The organism is Clostridium sp. (assembly GCF_047718555.1).
GTDB lineage: Bacteria > Bacillota > Clostridia > Clostridiales > Clostridiaceae > Clostridium_I.
Genome location: NZ_JBDNRK010000056.1, coordinates 1 through 26,545 on the forward strand (window position 1 = coordinate 1; position 26,545 = coordinate 26,545).

Consider the following 26,545-nt stretch of genomic DNA (forward strand, 5'->3'; position numbering starts at 1 on the left):
TAATTATAATATTTAAAATAAAACTTATTTTTTTTGATAAATTATTAAAATCAAACATTTACATTTACAATACTCTTAAAATTCAATATATAAACTTACAATTACGATTTTTGTCATATTTTAAAGAAAATATCATTCGTAGTAAATGTATATGATTACTCTGTTACACTAAATATGAAATACATGAATTCAAATACTGCATTATAATGCACATAATATATATTATATGTATATTTATTCAAATAAAAAAATTACTATATTATAAAATACATTTAAGATTATACAATAAAAGTATTTTTTAACATAGTAATTCTTACAGAATAATTATTATCCTTTAATTTATTTATTCAATATTTTTTCAATCCTGTCAAAAGCCTCTTCAAGCTGTTTTTGACTATAGGCATAAGAAATTCTTATATATCCTTCGCCACCATTTCCAAAAGCTGAACCAGGTACTACTGCTACCTTTGCCCGCTGCAGAAGTTTATCGCAAAATTCTTCACTATTGGAAGCAAATTTTTTAATTGAAGGAAATATGTAAAATGCACCTTTGGGTAATTCTACCTGAAAACCAAGGTCAATTAATCTCTTATATACATAATCTCTTCTTAAGGCAAACTGAGTTTTCATGTTTTCAACGTCTTTCATAGAATTTCTAAGTCCCTGAAGTACACCATACTGCGCTATAGATGGAGCACAGGAAACATTATATTGATGAACCTTAATTATAGAATCCATGTAATTCTCAGCCGCACAAACATATCCTATTCTAAGTCCTGTCATGGAAAACATCTTTGAAAATCCATTCACTACTATAACCTTATTTTTTATATCTTTAAACTGAGCAATAGAATAGTAATTCTCTTCAAAAGAAAGGCAACTATACATTTCATCTGTAATAACTATTATATCTTCTGCTTTAACTATTTCATAGAGTCTATCTCTTGCTTCTTTACTTAAAACTGCTCCTGTAGGATTAGATGGATATGAAAGTACAAGAAGCTTTGGTTTTTTCTCCTGTATAAGATTTTTCAAATTTTCAAAATTTATAGAAAAATCTTCTTTATTTAATTCATAATTAATAATTTCTCCACCTAATAGTTTAACGCAGCTTTCATAGGCTGGATAAGCAGGGGTAGGAATAAGCACTTTATCCCCAGTATTTATAAATGCAGCAAATACATCCATAAGTCCTTCGCTTCCACCCACTGTAATACAAATTTCATCCTTATCATAACTTATACCTTGATTATTTAAAAAATTACTTACCTCTTGTCTTAGTTCCACTATGCCTGTATTAGAAGTATATACCGTTTTATTTTCATTTATTGCTTTTATCATAGCTTCCTTTATTGCATCTGGCACAGGAAAGTCAGGCTGACCAAGAGTCAATGATATTGCTCCCTCTACTTTCACAACCTTATTATAAAATTTTCTTATACCAGAAAGTTCTATACTGTTAACATTATCCGAAATTTTACTTTTAACCAAAAGTCTCACTCCATTCCAATACAGCATCTAAAAAATAGCAAATTAAAGACGCCTAATATATCATTATTAATAATTATACAATATAATGTAATAATAACAACAAATCTTACGTTTTATTTTAAAATACACTTTAATTTATTATTATTATTTATTATAATAATCTAATGTATAGTAATACATTTATGTAGAAATTTACTACTATATAAATTACTTTTTAGGAGGAATTTAAATGAACTATGATTTAACAGATCCGTATGAAATTGCACGATACATAAAAGAAGCCAAGAAATCAACACCAGTGAAGGTTTATGTTGATGGTGATTTATCCGGTGCTACTCAGGAAAACGTAGAAATATATGGCACACAAAATTTCTATGTTATCTTTGGTGAAAGTTCCACTGTATCAGAATTTATAGTGAGCAACAAGGATAAAATTAAAAAATTCAGATTAGAACAAGACAGAAGAAATTCAGCTATACCTCTTATGGACATAACTGGGGTTGATGCAAGAATAGAACCTGGTGCTATTATAAGAGACAAAGTGAGCATTGCTAAAAATGCAGTTGTAATGATGGGGGCAGTTATAAATATTGGCGCTGAAATAGGTGAAAGCACGATGATTGATATGAATGCGGTTGTAGGTGCAAGAGGTAAAATTGGTAAAAGAGTTCATCTTGGTGCTGGAGCTGTAGTTGCTGGTGTACTTGAACCACCAAGTAAGTCACCTTGTGAAATTGGTGATGACGTATTGATTGGAGCCAATGCAGTTATTCTTGAAGGAGTAAAAATAGGTAATGGTGCTGTAGTTGCTGCTGGCTCTGTAGTAGTTGATGATGTCCCTGCCAATGTAGTTGTAGCCGGAACCCCTGCTCAAATAATAAAAAGCGTAGACGATCAAACTAAGGATAAGACTAAAATAATGGATGATTTGAGAAAATAATCTACATACCATTAAAAAAGATCCCATACCAAAACAAGTATGGGATCTTTTTTAATTTTATAGAATAAAAAATATATTTCGTATACTACTTTCCTATCATTTTTACATCAAACCTTAAATTGCGTTTTTATTAATATTACCCATGTGATAATCCTCTTCGTTAAAATTTTCATCTACATTTACCACATCATTTTCAGCATCCTTATTTACTTTTTCCATTTTAGATATGGATACCTCATAAGCTATTTTCTTTATCACTTCATTTTCTGATAACTTTTTCTGATATTCCCTACTCTGAAGTCTTCCCCAAATTCTAATATTATCTCCTACTTTTAAAGACTCACAAAACCTCGAATTCCTTCCCCAGGCAATGGTAGGTATGTAGTCAGACTTATTGTAAGCTCTGTTTACTGCTAGAAGCATATCTGCTATTTCCCTCCCAAAAGGTGTGGTTCTATAAACAGGTTTTTTGCATATATAACCATCAAGGTAAATTTGATTTGGATTTTTACTTTTTTCTGTACATACCTCAATATTTCTGGCAAATACGGTAAGTATAAGCCTGTTAGAGCCTTCTACAAATTTATTATAGGATCTAAGTTGACCTTCTACGATTACATCTTGACCCTCCTCTAAATCCATTCCTGTTATAAGTCTTTCTGATATGGTAACATACAGTGTATCCTTTGTATCACTGAGTCTTTGAACATCCATATTAAAAGTATAGAATCCTTCACCGTACATCTCATGACTGAATTCAAGTTTTGAAGAAATCTTTCCTTCTAGATAGAGCTTATTGTTCAACATTAAATTGTCCATTTATATCCCTCTCTCCCTTAGTTTTCTATATACTTACATTATGAATATTCATAATATGAACAAAATATAACTAAAATTAAATTTATAATTGCATTATAAATCCTCCTTCTAATAATATATGAAAAGAAATAGCAAGCAGGAACGCCTAATATCTCTCTATATAGAACAATTCTATTATTAATTCACCTGAAATATTCATATATTTTCAATATTTATTTCCATTATAATACATTTTTGATTCATATTTCAATAGGTTATTTTCTTATTTGCTTTCCTTCATTATCTACAGTATAATTTTCCTTATAAATTAAGTCCGAAACCTTTACAAAACTATATCCTTCACTTTTAAGCTTATCAATTACACGCGCTAAAGTTTGCGGTGTGTACTTTCCCGAATTATGAAACAGTATAATTGATCCTGAACTAATTTTCTTCATTACTCTATTATATTCTATATCCGATCCCTCATCTTTCCAATCAATACTATCCACATTCCATTGTATACATTTGTGATCTGTTTGTTCTACCAAAGAAACACTGCTGTCATTATAGGTTCCTTCCGGGAATCTAAAAAGAGTAGGTCTTGTCCCCGTAAGTGCTAAAATCTTAGCGTCTGCTGCTGCCACTTCATTAATAATTTGATCTTTAGATATTCTTGTGAAATCAGAGTGTTTATCCGAATGGTTTCCTATTTCATGTCCTCTTTTAGCTATTTCCTTAGTCATATCTGGAAATTCATCTGCCCATCTTCCAATAACAAAGAAAGTTGCCTTTACATTTTCCTTATCAAGCACATCTAAAATTTTTGTAGTATTATCATATCCCCAGCTAGTATCAAAGGTTATAGCTACATTTTTACTTTGTGTCTCCACAGAGTATATAGGAAGATTTTTATTTCCAGATAAGATAGCAGTTTTATCTCCATGATTTAGCAATAAAAATGCAATAACCGCTAAAGTGAATATTACAATAATACCAATCGTAAGTTTTTTTAAAAAATTTTTTCTAACTATAATTATGTGCATAACTTTAACCCCCAAATTTTATATTCTTGTTAATCTATATTCTGTACAAGCTATTTTATGAATGTTAATAACTAAAATATAAAACTTTTTGTAGATTTATTTCTGTATTTTTATGTTATAATATATTTTAATTACATATTAAGGAGGAAAGAAGATGTTTGACGATACCCTGGACTTAGCTGAAAGCAAACTTCTTTTAATATATATTTTAAAACAAATTAAACTTCCTATTTCTAAAAATCAATTAACAGAAATAGTATTAAAAAATAATTTTATAAATTATTTTACCTTGCAAGAATATATTTCTGAACTTATATCTGCTAATTTTATAAGTTATAGTGATATAGATGGAAAACACAGATTAACAGTAACTTCAAAAGGCGATAAGGTACTTAATATGTTTTCCAATAGAGTGTCAGAGACTAAAAAGACACTTATTGATACTTACATCAAATCTAATATAACTAATATAAGAAAAGAAATAAGTTTAACTGCCAATTACACTTTAGCTAATAATGATAGTTTCACAGTAAATTTAAAGGCTACAGAAAATGACATTACTCTTATAGACCTAAAACTAAATGTAGTATCAAATAAACAGGCAAGGGATCTTTGCTCAAAGTGGAAAAATAATTCTTCTGAGCTGTATACAAAAATAATAAAAGCATTAATAGATGATTAAAAGAGCAGCATTCCCGTTGGCTCTTTTCCTATACATATTGTCCTTTTCCTATAATCATTAAAATTTATGCACAGCAATAAATTATTATAGTTATCACCAATATAAATATTTTCTCTATCTTTTATAATTCCTCTAGGCATTCCACCTACCTCTATTCTGCTTATTTCAATGAAATTTTTTAGATCTATAATACTAATAGTGCCATCTCCAAAATTTGATACAAAACACATTTTTTTTTCTATGAACATATCCACTGGTGAATTACCTACTGGTATCCTATGCAGTATTCTTAGATCCTTTGAAGAAAATATACTTATATTTCCGCACCCATCAGCACCTATATTGCTTTCACAAACAAAAATCATCTTTCCATCTTCACTAAAAAGTGCCTTTGTTGGATATTGTCCAACCCTAACATTGCTTATATTATCCTTATTTTCATATTGAAAAAATGTTATGCTATCGCTATTCATATTGGATATAACAATACCTTTTAAAATTTCATGTATATCAATACTATGAGGCATGTTTCCACAGGGAATTTCTTCTTCAATTTCATTTTTATCCAGACTGTAGTTTACAATATTATTTATATCACCACAAACAACAAAAGCATTATGCTTAATGACCTTAACATCGTTACAATTCATGCCTACAAAAAAATCTTTTTCAACCTTCTTTTTTTCTATATTTATTAGCGACAGTGAATTACTGTAATTATTTGCCACTAATAATTTGTCATTGTATACACATATGCCATGTGGCCCAATTCTGTCAGTATGATTTTGCTTCAAAGAAATTTCTCCAGCTTTCCCGAATATATCGGTATCAACTATGGAAATACTATCTGAATATCCGTTACAAATAAACAAGTTCTTCAAAATACCTCCCCCTCCCTACATTTTATAATATGTAAAACCTATCTATTGTGCCATTGAGTTATTGACAGTATTTAATTTTTTAGTATATATTATAAAAGAGTTAAAATATTTAAAGAAATCTATCAATAGTAGAAGATGGCAAACTGAAATTGGGGAAATTTACACCACCTGAGTGTAAATATTACAAATTCAACTCTAATATATTTAACTTGTACTATTTAGAAAGGTGGGAAATTTAATGTACACATATAAAACTAAGGGTGTCTGTTCAAGAGAAATAAAATTTGAAGTAAAAGACAATAAGATAACTGAGCTTCTATTCATAGGAGGATGTGATGGAAATCTTCAGGGACTTTCAAGATTAGTGGAGGGACTTGATATAAGTGACGCTATAAATAAACTAAAGGGCATAGATTGTGGTGGAAGAGGTACATCCTGTCCAGATCAGCTATCTAAAGCCCTTGAAACTTACATTAAAAGCAATAATTAAAAAAATCCTCACCATAAAGTGAGGATTTTTTCACATACCTATATTTCTTTAAAAACTTCTTCTAATATTTCAAAAGCATCATCAATATCCTTCTTTTCCACATTTAAAGGAGGTAATATTCTTACTACATCAGCTCCTGCTGTAATAAGCAAAAGTCCTTTTTCAAAACATTTATTGATAACACTCTTAATATCTATACTCAATTGCATACCTATAAGAAGACCCATTCCTCTTATTTCCTTTATACAATTATATTTTTCCTGAAGCTTCACCAATTTAGATTTTATATATTCTCCCTTTTCATCTACAGAATCTATAACTTTACCATCAATAAGCTCATTTAAAATGCAAAGACCTATAGCTGTGCCCATTGGGTTTCCGCCAAAGGTGTTGCCATGATCACCAGGTACAAAAGCAGAAGCTGCCTTTTCCTTAGCGAGTACTGCACCAATTGGGAAACCACCACCAAGAGCTTTTGCCATACATATCACATCAGGTACCACTCCAAATTTTTGATATGCAAAAAGCTTTCCACTTCTTCCAATACCACATTGTACTTCATCAAATACTAATAAGGCATTGTGCTTGTCACATAAATCTCTAAGGAGCTGCAAGTATTCTTTATGGACACATATTATTCCGCCTTCACCCTGTATTGGTTCTACTATAACTGCACAGGTATTATCATTGATTGCACTCTTAATCTCTTCCATATCATTAAATTGTACACTTTTAACATTTCCTATTAAAGGCTTAAATTGTTTCTGATATTTAGGCTGACCAGTTACTGACAATGATCCCATAGTACGTCCATGAAAAGAATTATCCATGTATATTATTTCACTCTTCTCATCTGTTCCAAACATTCTCCCGTACTTTCTTGAAAGCTTTAATGCAGTTTCAATGGATTCCGTTCCGCTATTACAGAAAAAGACCTTCTGATGATCAGTATTTTCACATAATTTTTCAGCTAAATCCATTGCATTTTGATTCCAATAATAGTTAGAGATATGCATAAGCTTTTCAGCCTGATTTTTTATTGTGTTTACAATTTTATCATTGGCATGACCAAGACAATTAACTGCTACACCAGAAACAAAGTCTATGTACTCCTTGCCTTTGTCATCAAAAAGTCTTGCTCCCTTACCCTTCTCGAAAATTACATCAAATCTTCCATAAGTATTCATTATATTGCCTTTTGACATTGATTATCCCCACCTTTTTCTTCTATTATTGTACCACAGTTATTAAATATATTATTAATAAGGCAGTGCTCTTTTCTTCCATCAATTAAATGTACATTATGGGTACCATTTTTTATAGCTTCCATACAACACTCCATTTTAGGTATCATACCTCCGCTTATTATCCCATCTCTTATATAATCATGTATTCTATCTAATGTTAAATATTCTATAAGACTATTCTTATTATTTATATCCTCATATACACCTTCTACATCTGTCAATATAATAAGCTTATCAGCCTTAATTGCTGAACTTATAAAGGAAGCTGCATAATCTGCATTTATATTATATTTATTACCATCTTTATCATATCCTACAGGAGAAACAACAGGTACCTGGCCTGACTTTATTAAGCTTATAAGCATAGTTTCATTTATATTAGTAACTTCTCCTACAAAGCCTATATCAATTTTTTCTCCATTATCATATATATACTTTTTTTGTGCCTCTATAAGCTTACTATCTATTCCACTTACTCCTATGGCATTTAATCCTCTTAAACTTAAGTTAAGTGATATGTCCTTATTTACCATTCCACACAATACCATCTGAACTATTTCCATTACATTTTCGTCAGTGACTCTAAGACCATTGACAAATTTACTTTCAATACCAGTTTTATTAAGCCATTTGGATATAAGAGGGCCCCCTCCATGAACAATAACTATATTCACTCCATACTGTCTCATAGTGGCTACATCGTTTAAAAATGCATTTTGGGCTTCTTCATTTTTCATTATACTTCCGCCATATTTTATTACAAATGTTTTTCCCTTTAAACTGCTTAGTGCAGGCAAAGGCTCTAAAGAAACTGCTCCTTCTTCATTTTTCATATTAAAGCACCTACCTTATTTTTTTACATGTATAATTATACACACTTAAATATAATTATTCAATATTTTCAATAAAAATTATGTTTTTTTATTGAATAACATATATATATTATGTATAATCAGTTTAAAAGTCAATATAAATTGGAGTGATAATATGATAAAAGCAGGAATAATTGGATCTACAGGCTATTCAGGAGAAGAGCTTACCGGATTACTATATAGACATCCACAGGTAGAAATTGATTTTTTATGTTCTCACAGTTATGTAGATGAACCTTTTAGCAATTTATATGGTAATTTAAAAAGATTTGTAGATGAAAAATGTGTAAGTGACGAAGAAGCTTTTAAAAGAATCAAAGACATAGACATATTATTCACCGCGCTGCCCTCTGGAAAAGCTTTAGAATTTGGAAAAGCAGCTATGGAAAGTGGAGTTAAATTTGTAGATATAGGATCAGATTTCAGACTTAAAACTGCAGAACTTTATAAGGAATGGTATAATCTTGAGCATAATTATGCTTCCCTTTTAGAGAAAGCTGTATATGGTTTACCTGAATTAAATAGATCAAAAATAAAGGAAGCTGAACTTATTGCTAATCCCGGGTGTTATCCTACGGCCAGCACATTAGCTCTTGCTCCCCTTGTAAAGAATAATATTATAGATACCACCAGTATCATTATAGATGCAAAATCAGGAGTTTCTGGTGCAGGAAGAAAAGCTTCCGTAGCTAACCTATTTGTAGAGTGCAATGATTCTATAAAAGCTTATGGTGTAACTACCCATAGACATACCCCTGAAATAGAGCAGAATCTTTCAGAACTATCCTCACAAGAAGTAAAATTAACCTTTACTCCTCATTTAATTCCAATGAGCAGGGGTATTCTTTCTGTATGTTATGGAAAACTAACAAAGGAAACAAATTCTGAAAAGCTTATGGATTTATATAGAGATTTTTATAAGGATGAATACTTTGTAAGAGTAATTGAAGAGCTACCTGAAACAAGATGGGTTAAAGGTTCCAATTTCTGCGATATAAGCTTAAGAGTAGACACACGAACAAATAGAGTTATAGTTGTTTCAGCTATAGATAACCTAGTGAAAGGTGCTGCTGGTCAGGCAGTTCAAAACATGAATCTTATGTTTGGCTTGAAAGAAAATACTGCGTTGGAAAATACACCAATTTTCCCTTAATAATTCATCTTAATTAGATAACCATACAAACTTATATTCAAAAGCTATTTTTTATAGTATGAATATACATAATAAAAGTATTTTAAAATAAAGATTTATCAATTTGTTAATGGGCATTAAGGCACATTCAAATAAATAACTATTGTAAAAAGTTACTTATTTCTTTGAGTTTGCCTTACTATTATAGAAAGAAGGCTGTTATATGGATTCAATAAAAATATTAGAAAATAAAACTATAACTGATGTACCTTATTTTAAAGCATCCGGTATCCATTGTGGATTAAAAAAAGTAAAAAAAGATCTATGCGTCATATATAGTGAAAAAAAAGCTGTGGCTGCAGCGACCTTTACTAAAAATAAAGTAAAAGCAGCGCCAATACTTTTAAATATGAAATTCATAGAAAATGAAAACACTCAAGCTATTGTAGTTAACAGTGGAAATGCCAATGCCTGTACTGGTGAAGATGGTTACTCCAATGCTCTTTCTATGGCTGCAACAACTTCAAAGGCTCTAGGATTATCTCCCGAAGAAGTCATTGTAGCTTCAACTGGTGTAATCGGAGTTCCCATGCCTATGGATACAATAACTTCTGGAATTGGAATGGCCTGTGAAGCTCTATCCTATGAAGGTGGTGAAGATGCTGCTAAAGCCATTATGACTACGGATACAAAAGAAAAGATAATTACCGTAGAATTTAATCTTGGATCTAAGACTGCTAAAATTAGTGCTATGGCGAAAGGTTCTGGTATGATACATCCCAATATGGGAACTATGCTAAGTTTTTTAGGGACAGATACCAATATCTCAAAAACAATGCTAAATAAAGCTTTAAAGGAAAGTGTTGAAGACTCTTATAATATGGTATCTGTAGATGGAGACACCAGCACTAATGATATGGTGGTAGTACTTGCTAATGGAGCCTGTGAAAATACTCTTATTGATACTGAAGATGAGAATTATAAAATTTTTAAAAAAGCCCTTCATTTCGTAAATGTGGAAATTGCAAAGATGATTGCTGGCGATGGCGAAGGTGCTACAAAATTAATTGAAACTAATGTCTATAATGCACGTTCTTTAAAGGATGCCAAAATCTGTGCAAAGGCTGTTATAACTTCAAGCCTTGTAAAAGCTGCTTTTTTTGGAGCTGATGCTAACTGGGGAAGAATCATCTGTGCCTTAGGCTACAGTGGTGCAGAACTTGATGTAAATGAAATTAACATATTCTTTAGCAATAGTGTAGGCAAGATTCAAATATGCCAAAAAGGTGGTAATATAGAATTTGATGAAGCCATAGCAAAGGAAATATTGGAGCAGGAAAAAATAACTGTTACCATAGATTTAAATGATGGTAACTATAATGCCACTGCTTGGGGCTGTGATTTAACTTATGATTACGTTAAAATAAACGGTTCTTACAGAAGCTAGGAATAAAATCTAATTAAATAATTTAATTAGATTTTATAATGATAATAGTAATATAACCTAAAAAGACTTCTTAGATTAAATTTGATTCAATTCTCTCACTTAATCTAAGAAATCTTTCCATAATACATACTTAGTATGAGTTTTAAATTATTATCCCTATCAATTTAATAATCTTTGCGTAAGTAAATTACCTCTAAAAAAGGATAAATATCTACTATCAGACCGAACGTTCAAATGATACTAATCTAGAAAATTAATAATATATAAACGTAACTCAAAAAAGTAAATACAACTAAACTAAAAAAATTGTATAGGTTAAATTTAATTAAGTATTTTTTGTCCTTTTCTCCACTTTTATTTATGTATATTTTATATGAAATCAAACTTGCCAGAGAAGCTATAATAGTCCCCATACCCCCAATGTTAACTCCCAGAAGCACCTCCTTCCAGTTCTCAGTAAAATTAGCTATCAATATAGAGCATGGCACATTACTCACCACTTGACTTAGTACTATAGATGAAAAATAAGGAGCAGTAGGCTTTTGTAAAAATTCCTTTAAATGCATTTGTATAAAATTAACATTAGAAATATTTCCAATAAATATAAAAAAACAAACAAAGGTACCTAATAAAAAATAGTCTACCTTTTTTATTAGAAACTTGTCCATTAAACTTATACACAGAACAGTTGCTAAAAAAGTATATCTGTAATCAACAAAACCGAACACTGAAAATACTACAAATAAGAACAGCATAAAATATGTAAATACTCTTTTTTTATCTTTTATATTAACAACCGCTAAAGAAATTTTGATTTCTTCCTTTGTAACTCTTTTATTTAACAATAAAAGCCATAACAGCCCAATTAACACAAAGGGTAAAATCACCGCAAAGAACTGACTTCCCTTTAAGTTATAATGAGTAAATAAAAACAAATTTTGTGGATTACCCATAGGGGTAAGGCTACTGCCTATATTGGCTGCCAAAGTTTGAAGGATTACTGTCTTCATAAAATTTACTTTTGCCCTTTTAAATGTAACTATTGATAATGGTACAAAAGTAAGCAGTGCCACATCGTTAGTCACCAACATTGATGAAATAAAAGTAACTAAAATAAATACCAACGATACTCTTCTTGTATCTCTGCACCTTGTTAAAATTATTAAAGCTAATTTATCCATAACCTTTAAATTTTCAAAAGCAGCGATTATTATCATCAAGTTAAAAAGCAATATAATAACTTTGAAGTTTATATAAAATATTTGTGGTTTCATAAAAAAGGAAGTAAAAATCGCTAGTATAAATGCTATGATAAACACTTTTTCTTTTTTTAATCTGTTTATAATCATATATTTAGCATTAATATTTAAAATTGAACTTCTCATTTAATTTATCTCTCCATATATCAATAAGTCTTTTCATATAATTCTATAGTATTTCTCATAAAAAATATTTATCCTATAAAATATTGTTATTTAAATATTGTTATTTAAATATTGAATCTCTTCATAAAATTATTTATAGTGGAAACTAGAATTATCACTGCCCTATTGCCCTTATCTATATCCTCTAAGATGCTTGTACCATTACAATATTGAATAAACTCAAGAATACTCCAATTTTGCCAGGACTTACTTATATCCACTTTAAAATCATCACTTTTTTTAGGAAGGATAATCTTCAAATTCTCATAATTACTATCCTCATACCCGGTATCAGCACTATATTTATATATTAACTCACAAGCTTTTTTATATGCTGCATACTTTTTATCTTTATTGCATTTTACCCAGGCAATTATTAACATAGCTCTTATAAATAAATCTTTTTCCTTTAATCTTTCAATTAGACCTATAGCCTTATTTTCACTGCAAAGCCTATATATGAAAAAAATCTTAACTTTAAGATCCAAGCTGCCCCATTTTTTAAGTAGTTTATTTTCTTCTAAACAAAATAATATATTTATTTTCTCCTCTATATCTAGAAATTTAAATACGTTATCTCTCTCCTTAAATTCCATATCCATGGAATCTAAAATTCTTCTCTTTTCTTCCTTATCCAAATTTAAAATTTTAGGAAATAGCACCTCTATATCTGAATCATCAGCTGCCTTAAAAAAATTTACTATAAGTGGCATATAATATTCTTTTCTACTGCTGAAGACACATGTTTTAACAAGAATCTTTTCCTTTTCATTTTTTAGTAATTTTACTTTGAGAGCTTGTTCCATATTATTTTTATAATTAACTCCAATTTCAAAGGACACAACTGTACCAGGAGTAAGTAATTTAGCTTTACAATGCAGATGATTTCTATTTACATATAGATCTGGCTGATTATCTCTAAGTATATATCCAAAATCATTTAATTTATGAATTCTAGGGTTAAATCCACCAAACCACTTAATTATACCTACTTCTCTCATAAGTTTCATCTCCCGTTCATAAATATTAAATATTTATCCTATTTCAATTATAATAAATACCATACTAAGAACTTTATTTATCACTATACAAATTCTCTGGCATTATTAGGCATATTCAAATAAATAACTAGTCAGTATGCTAGCCTATTTTGAATCCTACTGCGTCAGCAGAACCCTCAGATAGCCAAAGCTACCTTCGGAACCTGCTTCCTTGTTGGATTCAAAATATTCGTCGCATCTTTGACTTACTATTTATTTTCACATGCCTTAATTATTTTTCTCATGTCACCTATCATATACAATGAACCAGAAATCAAAAGTAAATCGCCATTTTTACAATATCCTTTAGCTTTAGTAAAAGCTTTTTTGTAGTCCTCAAAACTTTCACAATTAGAATTAAATCTTTTTACAATCTTAGCTAAATCTTTAGATATTTCGGCCCTATCACTATGTGGAGTTACTGCTATGATACGTTTAGCCTTAGGTGCAATAATTTTCACCATAGCTTCTACTTGCTTATCGGCTAGTATTCCTAATATAAGAACAATATTATTATATGTAAAATATTTATCAACACTTTCACTTAAATTCTTTATTCCGTCTATATTATGTGCACCATCTAATACTACCAATGGAGAATCTGATAAAACTTCCAGTCTTCCCTTCCAAATAACACTCCTTAAGGCTCTTTGAATGCATTCTTTTGATACATTAACACCTTTTTCTCTAAGCTCCTCTATGCAATAAATAGCTGTACTGCAATTTAAGAGCTGATACTTTCCTAAAAGTGATAATTTTATATTATAAATATCCTTTGAAGTTTTAACTCTAATTTGCTGATAATATTTTGATTCTTCCTGTGATTTAAATGTATTTATAAATTCTGCAGACTCTCTTGAGACACTAATAAGCTTGGAATTATTTTTTACACAAGTTTCTTTTATTACAACTTCACACTCAGCCTCTTGAGGATATAGAATAACCGGTACATTATTTTTAATAATCCCTGCTTTTTCATGAGCTATTTCAGTTAATGTATTACCTAATATATTCATGTGATCATAGCTTATAGAGGTTATAATACTGACTAAAGGTGTAATAACATTAGTAGAATCCAGTCTCCCTCCAAGTCCTACTTCTATAACTGCATAATCTACTTGTTTTTTGCAAAAATACAAAAAAGCTGCACAAGTTATTATTTCAAATTCTGTAGGATGCTCATATCCTAATTTTATCACTTCATTCACAGCCGTAGAGAGCTCTGTTACCACTTCACAAAGTTCTTTTTTAGGTATATTCTTTTCGTCTATACGTATTCTTTCTTCAAATTCCTCTATAAAAGGGGATGTATACATGCCTACTTTATATCCAGCTTCTATAAGAATTTTAGATACCATAGCTGTAGTAGAACCTTTCCCATTAGTACCTGCAATATGAATACATTTTAATTTTTCTTCTGGATTTCCTAAAAGTTCAAGTATTTTCTTAGTTCTAGACAATCCATAATTACTTCCAAATTTAGCTGTATTCTTTATGTAATCCATAGTTTCTTTATAGTCCATTTCAACTTAAGCTCCTTCATCTTTAAGCAAAGTATTATACTTATCTCATTATAGTTTAACAATATTGCACACCAGCGTCAATGTATAGTGTCAGCTGTTTAAATAATATTATATGCGGTCTATACTATATACATTTAACACTGCAAAGTTTAGCTGATAACATCTGCACATACTCGTATAATTCACCTAAACTTAGTGAGAGTACAGACTCTCACTAAGTAAGATTCATTGGTAAATATGCAGCTTAATTCAATAACACATTTTAAAGTAAAAGAGATATAACATAGAAGTACTGAATTCTAAATTATATCTCTTTTGCCTAATACTATTGCTATTTTACCAATTAATCCTTAGGCACATTCAAATAAATAATTAGTCAGTATACTAGCCTATTTTGAATCCTACTGCGTCAACAGAACCCTCAGATAGCTCACTATCTTCGGAACCTGTTTCCTTGTATCATTCAAAATATTCGTCGCATCTTTGACTTACTATTTATTTTCATATGCCTTATTAGTTTAAATTTCAGACTAATTACTTTTTAAGCTATCAAGTCTTTCCAGTACAGCTTTTAACATTTCATTGTACTTGTTTCCTTTAGCTCTCTCCTCTTCTATTACAGCAGCAGGAGCTTTAGAAACAAAGCCCTTATTTGAAAGTTTCTTTTCTACTCTTTCTATTTCTTTTTTCAATCTTGTACTTTCCTTGTTTAATCTTTCCAATTCTTTATCTAAATCAATAAGGTCAAGCAAAGGAATAAATATTTCTCCACCTTTTGTTATAACCGAAACTGCATTACTATCTACTGTATCCTTATTAGAAATAAACTCAATGCTGCTTGCAGAAGCCAATTTTTCAAAATATATCTCTCCTGCCTCAAAAGCATTTTTGCTTTCTACATTGGCCAAAACAAAGAGCTTTGCCTTTCTTGAAGGTGGTACATTCATCTCTGCTCTTACATTTCTAAGGGCTTTTATAGCTTCTATTATATAACTCATATCTGTTTCTGCCTTTGCATCATAAAGTTTTTCACTGTATTCAGGCCATTTGGATATAGATATAGATTTATATTCTCCATCTAAATGTTGATATATTTCTTCAGTTATATAAGGCATTACAGGATGAAGAAGCTGCAGTCCAATAGTTAATACTTTATTAAGTACATTGAAAACCACTCCCTTTGCCTTTTCATCTTCCCCATACATAACAGGTTTTACAATTTCAATATACCAATCACAGAATTCAGTCCACATGAAGTCATATACTTTTTGTGATGCAATTCCAAGCTCAAATTTTTCTATATTCTCTGTAACTTCTTTAGCTACAGTATTTGCTCTTGATAATATCCATTTATCTCCAAGGCTGTATTCTTCACAGTTCTCATATTTTTTCATAATACCCTCATCTAAATTCATAAGAACAAATCTAGATGCATTCCATATTTTGTTTGCAAAATTTCTTGCAGCCTCTACTTTTTCTGTTTTATATCTTAAATCATTTCCAGGTGCATTACCTGTTATTAGAGTAAATCTTAGTGCATCTGCCCCAAAGGTATCTATTACTTCCAGTGGATCAACTCCATTACCTAAGGACTTAGACATCTTTCTTCCCTCTGCATCTCTTACCAGTCCATGAATTAATACATGTTCAAAGGGAGTTTCTCCCATGTTATGAATACCTGAGAAAATCATTCTAGCAACCCAGAAGAATATTATATCGTAACCTGTTACTAAAGTATTAGTTGGATAAAAATATTTAAGATCTTCAGTATCTTCTGGCCATCCTAGTGTAGAAAAAGGCCATAATGCTGAACTGAACCAAGTATCAAGTACATCTTCATCTTGCTTTAAATTAGTACTCCCACATTTTGTGCATTTACCTGGATCCTGTGAGGCTACAATTACTTCGCCACACTCCTGACAATACCAGACAGGAATTCTGTGTCCCCACCAAAGCTGTCTTGATATACACCAATCTTGAATATTTTCCATCCAGTTAAAATAAGTCTTATCAAAACGTTCAGGCACAAATTTAGTTTTACCATTTTTAACAACTTCAATAGCTGGTTTAGCCAAGGATTCCATCTTAACATACCACTGTTTAGAAATCATAGGCTCAATAGTATTACCACATCTGTCGTGAGTACTTACATTGTGAGTGTGTTCTTTTATCTTTACAAGGAAACCTTGCTCTTCTAAATCCTTTACTATTTCTTTTCTAGCATCATATCTGTCTAAACCAGAATATCTTCCATATCCAGTTACAATAGTTCCGTCATTGTTCAAAATAATTATTTCAGGTAAATTATGCCTCTTTCCAACCTGATAATCATTTGGATCGTGGGCTGGAGTAATTTTAACTGCTCCCGTTCCAAATTCCATATCTACATATTCATCTGCAACTATCGGAATTTCTCTATTTACTAATGGAAGCATAAGAGCTTTTCCTACAAGATGAGCATATCTTTCGTCCTTTGGATTTACAGCTACAGCAGTATCACCAAGTAGCGTTTCTGGCCTTGTAGTAGCTATTTCCAAAGACTCATTACTGCCAATTACAGGATATTTTATATGCCAAAAATGACCATTTTGTTCAACATACTCTATCTCAGCATCAGAAAGAGCAGTTTGGCATTTAGGACACCAATTTGTGATTCTGTTTCCTTGATATATTAGTTCTTCATTATATAATTTTACGAATACTTCTCTTACTGCCTTACTTAATTTTTCATCCATAGTAAAGCTCTCTCTTGTAAAATCAGCGGATACTCCCATCTTTTTCAGTTGTCCTCGTATTCTGGCTCTATAAGTATCTGTCCACTGCCAAACTCTTTCAAGGAAGGCTTCTCTGCCCATCTCCTTTTTTTTCAGACCCTCTTTTAAAAGTTCCTTTTCAACTTTTACTTCAGTAGCTATACTGGCATGATCTTGCCCTGGAAGCCATAGGGTACAATAGCCCTGCATTCTTCTGGTCCTTATTAAGAAGTCCTGAAGTGCATTATCTAGAGCATGCCCGAGATGAAGCTGCCCTGTAATGTTAGGTGGTGGCATTATTATTGTATAAGGCTTTTTACTTTTATCAACCTTTGGCGTGAAAAATCCCTCTTCTTCCCACCACTTATATAATCTATCTTCGAACTCTTTTGGATCATAAGTTGTTGCTATATTTTTAGAATTATCCATTTTTTAGTCTCCTTATCAATTTATATTATAATTCAATAGAATTACATCTTCAGTGATTATTTAATTGTTATATAAAATAAAAAAGCACAGACATCCCAAAGGACGACTGCGCGCGTTACCACCTTTTTTCCTACAGACAAAATTCTTAATGCTTTCACCGAATTTTGTAATTCATTATCCATTGACATTAATAATCATAGTCCCCAGACAATATATAGGCTCTTAATAGAATATCGGTTAAGATTACCGTCTTTACCTACTAATGCATCTTCAAAAAATAACTAAGTCAGTATGCTAGCCTATTTTAAATCCTACTGCGTCAACAGAACCCTCTGATAGTCCAACTATCATCAGAACCTGTTTCCTTGTTGGATTCAAAATATTCGTCGCATCTTTGACTTCTTATTTATTTTCAGATGCCTTATACTTCAGCAAAGAAACTCCGAAGCTACCTTCAAAGTAAAAAGCACAGAAAATCTTTCAGCCTATGAATTTTCTTCTCTAAATGCCTTTTATCTTTTACTCCTCTTCATCAACGTATAAATATATTATTACTTAATATTATAAATAAAACTTTTAATATGTCAAGAAATTTTTCTAATAACTTTAATGAATAAGTAATTTAATTCCTTCTTTCACACTATTATGAATTAAAATACAGCAAACACACAAAAAAATAACTAATTATAAACGGTCATTTATATTTTTAACACTTTTATATATATTTAATATACTACTATAGACATAGTATATTACTGAAAAATTTTATTGTGTACTTCTTCAATCAGGCAACGTTACTAAACTTTATGAAAACTACGAATATAACATGGGCGTAATCTAAAAGAGGTGTCAGCATGAGAAAAAAAAGAAATTTACAAAAAGATAATAAATCAGTAATTATAAAATTAGATGAGTGCAAATATATTGGAGGAAGTTATAATTCTTCAGTATATCTTATGAAAGATAGTAGAGTAGTAAAAATTTACAAAGATCCTTTAGACTGTAAAAGACAATATGAATTATTAAAAACCACTGCCGTTAGCAATTTCTTTCCTAAAATATATAACTTCTGTGGTCACTACATCATAAGAGAATATATTGAAGGAATTAGTATGATAAAATATATAAATGAAAATAAATTTGACCATAGAGCTGCTTTAAAGTTAATACAGTTTTTAGAAAAATTGGATATTAACAAGGTTTTAACCCTAGACATAAAATTTGAGGACATTTTTATAAAAAAAGATAATGAACTCATACTGATAGACATATCCAGCAATCAGTTAAAAGAAGATACTTTATATAAAATATTAAAAACACTAAAAACACTAAATGTCCTAGACTTATTTCTTCTTGAACTAAAAAACTATAATATTAATTTATACAGTAAATGGACAAAGTAAAATATTATTTTATCAATTAAAATTTGAGAGTTGAAAGAAATTATTTTTTCTTTCAACTCTCTCTTTTCAAGCTTAACTATATTAATATTTTAAGCCTTAATAGGTGCTCCTTCAGAATTATGCTTTTTTATTTCCACTATTTCTGTCATTTTATCGAATTCAGCTTTCTTTTCCATATTCTTAAAAGCTGTAGACAGCATTAATTTTATTCTATTCAGCTGATTAACTTCGCTGGCACCAGGGTCATAATCAATAGCTGCTATATTTGCATAGGTATACCTTCTCTTAAGCTCCTTTATCATTCCCTTTCCTGTTACATGATTAGGAAGGCAGGCAAAAGGCTGCATGCATACAATATTCTCTGTACCACTTTCTATAAGCTCTACCATTTCCGCAGTTAAGAACCAACCCTCTCCAGTTTGATTACCAATGGACACTATGCCATTAACTCCTGCTGCAAGTTCACTTATTGCCTTAGGAGGTTCAAATCTCTTGCTATTTCTTAAAGCTTTTTTCATATCCTTTCTGTAGAACTCAATAGCACTTATTACTACATTACTGATTAGTTTAGCTTTTCTGGTACCGGATAAATATCTCTGCTTATAGCTTTCATCATAGGCACAATACAGTAAAAAGTCTATTAAATCCGGCATTACAGCCTCTCCACCTTCACTTTCAACAATATCAATTATATTGTTATTTGCTGCCGGAAGGAATTTTACCAATATTTCTCCCACAAGTCCTATTTTAGGTTTTTTAACATCTTCTATTGCTAAGTTGTCAAAATCTTTAACTATATTCCTCACGTTATTTTTAAATACTTTATGGTTTCCAGACATAGTAGATTCTTTACACTTTTTTACCCATCTATTATAAAGTTCATTCGCAGAACCCTTTATTTTTTCATAAGGTCTAACTCTATATAAAACTCTCATAAGTAAATCACCATATACAAGAGCTATTGCACACTTATTTAACATAGACATAGAATACTTAAATCCCGGATTTGATTCAAGCCCCTGGGCACTTACAGCAATAACTGGCATATCAGTATAGCCTGCGTCCTTAAGTGCTTTTCTGATAAATCCAATATAGTTTGTGGCTCTGCAGCCCCCGCCAGTTTGTGAAATCAAAGCAGAAGTTCTCTTTAAATCATACTTGCCGGACTTTAAAGCCGATATTATTTGTCCAACTACAATTATTGATGGATAACATGCATCATTATTGACATATTTTAAGCCTTCCTCCACCGCATTTTTATCATCATTAGACAGCATAACCAATTTGTAACCTGAAGCATTCATAGCTGTTTCTAAAAATTGAAAATGCATTGGAGACATCTGTGGACAAAGTATTGTATGTGTATCCTTCATTTCCTCTGTAAATAAAATCTTTTTCTTCATATCAGCAATACGCTCTGATTTTATCCCACTCTTTTCTCTTTCTTCCATAGCCGCTCTTAGAGAACGAATTCTTATTCTAACTGCCCCTAAATTATTTCCCTCGTCAATCTTTATGGAAGTATATACCTTTTTATAATTATCTAATATCTCCTCAACTTGATCAGTAGTTACTGCATCAAGGCCGCAGCCAAAGGAATTAAGCTGTATAAGCTCCAAATTATTTTGTTCTGCCACAAAGCTAGCAGCGGCATAAAGCCTTGAATGATAAACCCATTGATCAACTACTCTAAGAGGTCTCTCCACTTTTCCAAGATGTGCCACTGCATCTTCTGTAAGCACTGCCATACCATAACTGGTTATAAGATCAGGTATACCATGATTGATTTCTGGATCTATATGATAAGGTCTTCCCCCTAAAATTACACCTTTTCTTCCCGTGTCCTTAAGATATTGCATTACTTCATTGCCTTTATTTCTTATGTCTTCTTTATATTTTAAAATTTCATCATTGGCCTCTTCTACTGCTTTATTTATTTCTCTTTTTGATATATTAAATTCTATCAATTCTTCATAAAGTCTTTCTTTAAGTCTCTTGATATTATCAAAAGGCAAAAATGGATTTTTAAATAATATATCTCCGCTTCTAAGCACATCAATGTTGTTTTTAAGCACCTCTGCATAAGAGGTTACTATTGGACAGTTATAATGATTATCCGCCCCTTCCTGCTCTTTCTGCTCATAAGGAAGACAAGGATAGAATATAAATTTAATTCCCTTATTAATAAGACTTGCTACATGTCCATGAGTAAGCTTAGCAGGATAGCAAACTGATTCTGATGGTATAGTATCTATGCCCATTTCATAAATATCCTTAGAAGATCTAGGTGATAACTCTACTCTAAAGCCTAAATTTGTAAAGAACGTATGCCAAAACGGATAATTTTCATACATATTTAAAACTCTAGGTATTCCAACTATTCCTCTTTTTGCCTCTTCTTTACTTAAAGCTTTGTAATTAAAGGTTCTCCTATATTTGTAATCATATAAATTAGGTATATCATTTCTCTTTTGAGCATGACCTGCTCCTCTTTCGCACCTATTTCCAGTTATATATTGCCTTCCATCTGAAAATTTATTTACAGTAAGCATACAGTTGTTTCCACAAAGGCCGCACCTTCTCATATCAACCTCTGCACTGAAATTATCAATTTCCTCTAAATTAAGTAATGTAGTAGAATAATCTTCTTCATATTTTTCCTTTGCAATAATAGCACAGCCAAAGGCCCCCATAAGCCCTGCAATATCCGGTCTAACTGCTTCTCTCCCAGATATGAGTTCAAAACTTCTAAGCACTGCATCATTATAGAAGGTACCACCTTGTACTATTATCTTTTCTCCAAGTTCCTTAGGATTTCTTACTTTAATAACCTTTAAAAGAGCATTTTTTATTACTGAGTAAGAAAGTCCTGCTGAAATATCTCCTACCTTTGCCCCTTCCTTCTGGGATTGTTTGACTCTAGAGTTCATAAATACTGTACATCTAGATCCAAGATCTACAGGATTTTTAGCCATAAGAGCAGAAGCAGCAAAATCTTTAACATCCATATTAAGAGATTTTGCAAAAGTCTCAATAAATGAACCACAACCTGAAGAGCAGGCTTCATTTAGTAATATACTGTTTATTACTCCGTCCTTTACCCTTAGACATTTCATATCCTGACCACCTATGTCAAGTATAAAATCTACTCCTGGTAAAAAGAATTCTGATGCCTTATAATGTGCAACCGTCTCAACTTCACCAATATCAACTTTTAAAGCTGCTTTTATAAGCCCCTCACCGTAACCTGTAACTGCAGAATTAACAATCTTAGCCCCATCAGGTATCTTTGAATATATATCTTTTAGTATTTGTGTAGTAAGCTTCAGTGGACTTCCCTCATTACTTCCATAAAAGGAGTATAAGAGTTCACCATTTTCTGAAAGTAAAGCTGCTTTAGTAGTAGTAGATCCGGCATCAATTCCTAAAAAACATTTGCCCCTATAACTACTCAGTTCTCTTCTCTTTATATTATGACCCTCATGTCTTTTTTTGAATTTGCTAAGTTCTTCATTATCTAAAAATAGAGGTCTAAGTCTCTCAATTTCATTTACTGAATCGTCCTTTAAAACAGCTAATCTTCCTTTTAGGCTTTCAAATTTTAAAGTTTCTTCCTTTTCCGAAGCCAAAGCTGCTCCCAATGCCACAAACAGCTGAGAATTTTCAGGAAATATTATTTCATCCTCTCTAAGCTTTAAGGTTTCAATAAATCTCTTTCTAAGTTCTGAAAGAAAATATAATGGTCCTCCTAAAAAGGCTACATTTCCCTTAATAGGCTTTCCACAAGCCAGCCCACTTATAGTCTGATTTACCACTGCCTGAAATATGGATGCTGCAATATCCTCTTTTGCTGCCCCCTCATTTAATAAGGGTTGCACATCAGTTTTTGCAAATACTCCACATCGTGCTGCTATAGGATATATATTTCTATGCTTTGATGCCAGTTCATTTAAGCCTTTTGCATCAGTTTTCAAAAGCGTAGCCATTTGATCAATAAATGCACCAGTACCCCCTGCACAGGTTCCATTCATTCTTTGATCTATATTTCCCAGAAAATATGTTATCTTAGCATCTTCTCCACCAAGCTCAATAGCCACATCTGTTTCAGGAATTAATTTTTCTATAGTATTTGTACATGAAATTACCTCCTGTATAAAGGGTATATCCAGCCATTTTGAAACAGATAATCCACCAGAACCCGTTACCATAATTGTAATTTCATTTTCCTTATATATTTCATAGGCTTCATCTAAAAGTTTTACTATAGTATTCTTAATATCTGAAAAATGTCTTTCATATTTGCTGTAAACTATTTTATTATTATCATTTAAAACAACCAATTTAACTGTAGTAGAACCTACATCTAAACCTAAATGCAATATTTCTCTCATAATTACCTTCCCATTTCATAATTATAATATTGTCCCACTATAGGGCTGACTTAACAACTAAGATGAAAATGCAAACACTCTATTTCAATAGTTAATTGCTAAGACTAATGATTATTATAGCATAAACTCTTCAATATAGACTAGTTTTTAATCACCATAATTTATAACAGTTGATCCATATAGTAACTTAATATCCACAATATATTGATTTTTATTTAATATCCAATACAATATATTGTAATTTTATTTATAGTATATCAAATTTTCATATAAAAATCTAACTAATTGATTCTAAAAACCACATATTAAATTTAAGTTTCATGCAAAGCAATAAATATTTATTCTCCATTTATAATAAATTATTACTGCTCACTTATTTGTAGTATATATTTAAAATAATTTATATGAAAATTATTGTTAAATTTGATATGAGATTCATATCAAATAAATATTTAATGAATAATTTTTTTATATTACGGATATAAATTAAATAGATATTTTAATTAAATTTAACAGATTGGATGAGGAGGAGTTAACATGAACTACTTTAAAGAAGCAAACAGTTTTTACAATAGAAAAGATTACATAAGTGCATTAAATCTATATCAAAAATCCATAGAAGTTAAGCAAAATGAAGCAGCTTCTTTTTATAATTGGGCTGTTTGCCTAATAAAACTTAAATCCTATGAAAAAGCAATTCCCTTATTAAAAAAAGCTTTAATTTTAAAGCAAGATAGTCGATATTTCTTTAATTTAGGTTATTGCCACGCTATGCTTAAAAATAAAAGAAAGGCTTTAATCTACTTTAACACAGCTTGGTCTTTAGACAACCAGGATGTAGATTGTGAAAAAGCAATAAATATGATCACCAATTCTTATAGAAAAGATATAATATAAGAAAGTTGCGAACTAACTTGAAAGTTTCTGTTCACTAACCAGTGAAAGCTTTTGTGGTGTAAAATCCCGAAAAGCATGGAATTTTACAGCCACAAAAAACGAAAGATTTCACTTGTCAATGAGCAAAATCACCATCTATTAATTTAAGCAATCTTTGTAGTTAATTCGCCCTTTCTTACCATTCTCCAATGATCTTAGCATTTCTATGATCTAAATCAAAGATTCTGCTGTTAAAATAGTTTCCTCCCTTTGAAAAAGTGGTATCCACATTAATCCATTTATCTGTTTCAGGAATATAAACCATATTCCAAGCGTGACTTACCCAGCTTACCCCATTAAAGCCTTCACCCGTTACAAGTCTTACCTTTATATTATTAGCTCTAGCCATAGCTACATATAAAGTTGCATAATCAAAACAAATTCCCTTTCTGGATTCAAAGGTTGGTATGGCACCAGATTGTATATCAAAATTATTATTTAGAACTAAATTGGCTTTATTATAGTCATAGGCTATATTTTGCCCTTCCCAATCATATAATTTTTTTGCTTTACTTGTGGTATTTCCTTCAGCATCCACTAAATTTCTTGCAAAATTATTTATTTGCTGATTTGATTTTATACCTTCATCCAAAGTAACACCATTGTAATATACAATAGTTCTTCCTGGAGAAGTATCGCTTATTTTACCGTTAGGAAGATTTTCTAAATTATTTTGTTTAACTACAATGCTTACAGAATCATCAATTATCTTCGGTAACTTTTTAGCAACACTAGAATTAGTAGCTGGTATAACAAATTGCTGACATAAGTATTTATAAGTATTTGAACTACTTAAATATTTGTTAAACTGACTATTCACACTAAACATTGATGCAAAATTTAACGCTAATAATACAACTAAAAGATAGCATATTGCCCTTGGTATTTGTACTAAAGCTCCCATTATCCTTCTAAACACATAGCTTTTATTTCTAACCAAACTTTCAATTCCATCTATTAAATGATATATAGTAATATTATTTATAAACATCAATATTACATTTATAATTTTATAAATTACATAGATTGCTATGGGAATAACAATTAAATATATTATCATAGGCTTACTTTGAAAATAGTAAGCTATATTATCTGGAAGATAACTTATCATTTTATTTACAACACCATTTTCATTTCCTATAAAAATATTTCTTACATACTTGATTCCTATATATACAGCAAGTATAAAAGATATACTTCCAATAATATTTTCCATATCCCTCTTTGCACTATAAGATGAAAACCCTAATAAAAGTCCCTTTAATATTGGATAACAAAAACTAATTATTATAATTAAAGTTACGGGATTAACCTTCACAAAATCACCTCTAAATTGTATTTGAAACTACTCCTATATGTTATTTTTAGATGTCTTGATTCTATTTATCTACATTTATTAATTTTTTTAGTTCTTGTTTTACATCATCACTACTATACCCCTTAGTCATTAGAAATCTCCAAAGCTTACCATAAATTTTCATAGAGTCACTCTCATGCTTTAGTATTATATTGTATCTCTTTTCTGCAATATTATGAAGTTCCTCATAATTTTTTTCAGCCGTTTTTTTTATACTTTGTCTATAATTATCTTTTTCAATTATATACTCCATTATATTTTTT

General features: G+C 30.6%; 19 protein-coding genes and 1 pseudogene. 7 read left to right on the forward strand and 13 right to left on the reverse strand.

Going from position 1 to position 26,545, the window contains the following annotated elements:
- Positions 1 to 339: 339 nt before the first annotated feature.
- Positions 340 to 1,518: a pyridoxal phosphate-dependent aminotransferase gene (locus ABF633_RS17020; RefSeq protein ID WP_415525216.1), complete on the reverse strand. Its 1,179-nt coding sequence runs from the start codon at positions 1,516 to 1,518 to the stop codon at positions 340 to 342.
- A 202-nt stretch (positions 1,519 to 1,720) separates the two neighbouring features.
- On the opposite strand from ABF633_RS17020, the gene dapD reads away from it, so the two are divergent.
- Complete coding sequence (gene dapD, locus ABF633_RS17025) at positions 1,721 to 2,431, forward strand: 2,3,4,5-tetrahydropyridine-2,6-dicarboxylate N-acetyltransferase (RefSeq protein WP_415525218.1); 711 nt, start codon at positions 1,721 to 1,723, stop codon at positions 2,429 to 2,431.
- 114 nt (positions 2,432 to 2,545) lie between these two features.
- Here the strand turns inward: dapD and ABF633_RS17030 are convergent, their stop codons facing one another.
- Together ABF633_RS17030 and pdaB are read right to left on the reverse strand one after the other, a co-directional pair.
- The gene (locus tag ABF633_RS17030) at positions 2,546 to 3,250 is read right to left on the reverse strand and encodes a single-stranded DNA-binding protein (RefSeq protein WP_415525220.1); all 705 of its coding nucleotides are present in this window, start codon (positions 3,248 to 3,250) and stop codon (positions 2,546 to 2,548) included.
- Positions 3,251 to 3,504: 254 nt separating this feature from the next.
- Positions 3,505 to 4,275: a polysaccharide deacetylase family sporulation protein PdaB gene (pdaB, locus tag ABF633_RS17035; RefSeq protein WP_415525222.1), complete on the reverse strand. Its 771-nt coding sequence runs from the start codon at positions 4,273 to 4,275 to the stop codon at positions 3,505 to 3,507.
- Positions 4,276 to 4,429: 154 nt separating this feature from the next.
- Between pdaB and ABF633_RS17040 the strand changes: the two genes are divergently transcribed.
- Positions 4,430 to 4,957, forward strand: coding sequence for a DUF4364 family protein (locus tag ABF633_RS17040; protein ID WP_415525224.1), 528 nt, complete (start codon positions 4,430 to 4,432; stop codon positions 4,955 to 4,957).
- On the opposite strand, the gene ABF633_RS17045 is transcribed toward ABF633_RS17040, so the two are convergent.
- Positions 4,954 to 5,838, reverse strand: coding sequence for a YncE family protein (locus ABF633_RS17045; RefSeq protein ID WP_415525226.1), 885 nt, complete (start codon positions 5,836 to 5,838; stop codon positions 4,954 to 4,956). The two genes, ABF633_RS17040 and ABF633_RS17045, sit on opposite strands and share 4 nt — an antisense overlap.
- 238 nt (positions 5,839 to 6,076) lie before the next feature.
- On the opposite strand from ABF633_RS17045, the gene ABF633_RS17050 reads away from it, so the two are divergent.
- Positions 6,077 to 6,328: a TIGR03905 family TSCPD domain-containing protein gene (locus tag ABF633_RS17050; protein ID WP_015616222.1), complete on the forward strand. Its 252-nt coding sequence runs from the start codon at positions 6,077 to 6,079 to the stop codon at positions 6,326 to 6,328.
- Between the two features lie 38 nt (positions 6,329 to 6,366).
- Here the strand turns inward: ABF633_RS17050 and ABF633_RS17055 are convergent, their stop codons facing one another.
- A complete protein-coding gene (locus tag ABF633_RS17055; RefSeq protein WP_415525228.1) occupies positions 6,367 to 7,533 on the reverse strand; it encodes an aspartate aminotransferase family protein in 1,167 nt (388 codons plus the stop codon).
- Positions 7,515 to 8,408: an acetylglutamate kinase gene (gene argB / locus ABF633_RS17060; RefSeq protein WP_415525230.1), complete on the reverse strand. Its 894-nt coding sequence runs from the start codon at positions 8,406 to 8,408 to the stop codon at positions 7,515 to 7,517. The genes ABF633_RS17055 and argB overlap by 19 nt, the downstream gene beginning before the upstream one ends.
- Before the next feature lie 154 nt (positions 8,409 to 8,562).
- Between argB and argC the strand changes: the two genes are divergently transcribed.
- Both argC and argJ read left to right on the forward strand, forming a co-directional pair.
- Positions 8,563 to 9,600 (forward strand): N-acetyl-gamma-glutamyl-phosphate reductase, encoded by a 1,038-nt coding sequence (gene argC / locus ABF633_RS17065; RefSeq protein WP_415525232.1) that lies wholly within the window; start codon positions 8,563 to 8,565, stop codon positions 9,598 to 9,600.
- A 202-nt stretch (positions 9,601 to 9,802) separates the two neighbouring features.
- The gene (gene argJ, locus ABF633_RS17070) at positions 9,803 to 11,026 is read left to right on the forward strand and encodes a bifunctional glutamate N-acetyltransferase/amino-acid acetyltransferase ArgJ (protein WP_415525234.1); all 1,224 of its coding nucleotides are present in this window, start codon (positions 9,803 to 9,805) and stop codon (positions 11,024 to 11,026) included.
- Between the two features lie 245 nt (positions 11,027 to 11,271).
- Here the strand turns inward: argJ and ABF633_RS17075 are convergent, their stop codons facing one another.
- The 4 genes from ABF633_RS17075 to ABF633_RS17090 form a co-directional block, all read right to left on the reverse strand.
- Positions 11,272 to 12,411: an SLC13 family permease gene (locus tag ABF633_RS17075; protein WP_415525236.1), complete on the reverse strand. Its 1,140-nt coding sequence runs from the start codon at positions 12,409 to 12,411 to the stop codon at positions 11,272 to 11,274.
- Positions 12,412 to 12,515: 104 nt separating this feature from the next.
- Positions 12,516 to 13,451 carry a hypothetical protein gene (locus tag ABF633_RS17080; RefSeq protein ID WP_415525238.1) on the reverse strand — a complete coding sequence of 312 codons (936 nt, stop codon included), beginning with the start codon at positions 13,449 to 13,451 and terminating at the stop codon, positions 12,516 to 12,518.
- Between the two features lie 248 nt (positions 13,452 to 13,699).
- On the reverse strand, positions 13,700 to 15,013 hold the full coding sequence (locus tag ABF633_RS17085) for a bifunctional folylpolyglutamate synthase/dihydrofolate synthase (protein ID WP_415525240.1): 1,314 nt from the start codon (positions 15,011 to 15,013) through the stop codon (positions 13,700 to 13,702).
- 530 nt (positions 15,014 to 15,543) lie between these two features.
- Positions 15,544 to 18,195: a valine--tRNA ligase gene (locus ABF633_RS17090; protein WP_415525242.1), complete on the reverse strand. Its 2,652-nt coding sequence runs from the start codon at positions 18,193 to 18,195 to the stop codon at positions 15,544 to 15,546.
- Between the two features lie 854 nt (positions 18,196 to 19,049).
- Here ABF633_RS17090 and ABF633_RS17095 point away from each other — a divergent pair.
- On the forward strand, positions 19,050 to 19,598 hold the full coding sequence (locus ABF633_RS17095) for a serine/threonine protein kinase (protein WP_415525244.1): 549 nt from the start codon (positions 19,050 to 19,052) through the stop codon (positions 19,596 to 19,598).
- 89 nt (positions 19,599 to 19,687) lie between these two features.
- Here the strand turns inward: ABF633_RS17095 and ABF633_RS17100 are convergent, their stop codons facing one another.
- Entirely contained in the window at positions 19,688 to 23,989 is a 4,302-nt protein-coding gene (locus ABF633_RS17100) for an acyl-CoA dehydratase activase-related protein (RefSeq protein WP_415525246.1), read from the reverse strand.
- A 537-nt stretch (positions 23,990 to 24,526) separates the two neighbouring features.
- On the opposite strand from ABF633_RS17100, the gene ABF633_RS17105 reads away from it, so the two are divergent.
- Entirely contained in the window at positions 24,527 to 24,886 is a 360-nt protein-coding gene (locus ABF633_RS17105) for a tetratricopeptide repeat protein (protein ID WP_415525248.1), read from the forward strand.
- Positions 24,887 to 25,061: 175 nt separating this feature from the next.
- Here the strand turns inward: ABF633_RS17105 and ABF633_RS17110 are convergent, their stop codons facing one another.
- Positions 25,062 to 26,243, reverse strand: a complete 1,182-nt coding sequence (locus tag ABF633_RS17110; protein ID WP_415525250.1) for a transglutaminase-like domain-containing protein — start codon at positions 26,241 to 26,243, stop codon at positions 25,062 to 25,064.
- A 61-nt stretch (positions 26,244 to 26,304) separates the two neighbouring features.
- Positions 26,305 to 26,545 (reverse strand): annotated as a pseudogene (gene recX / locus ABF633_RS17115) (recombination regulator RecX); the annotation flags it as partial.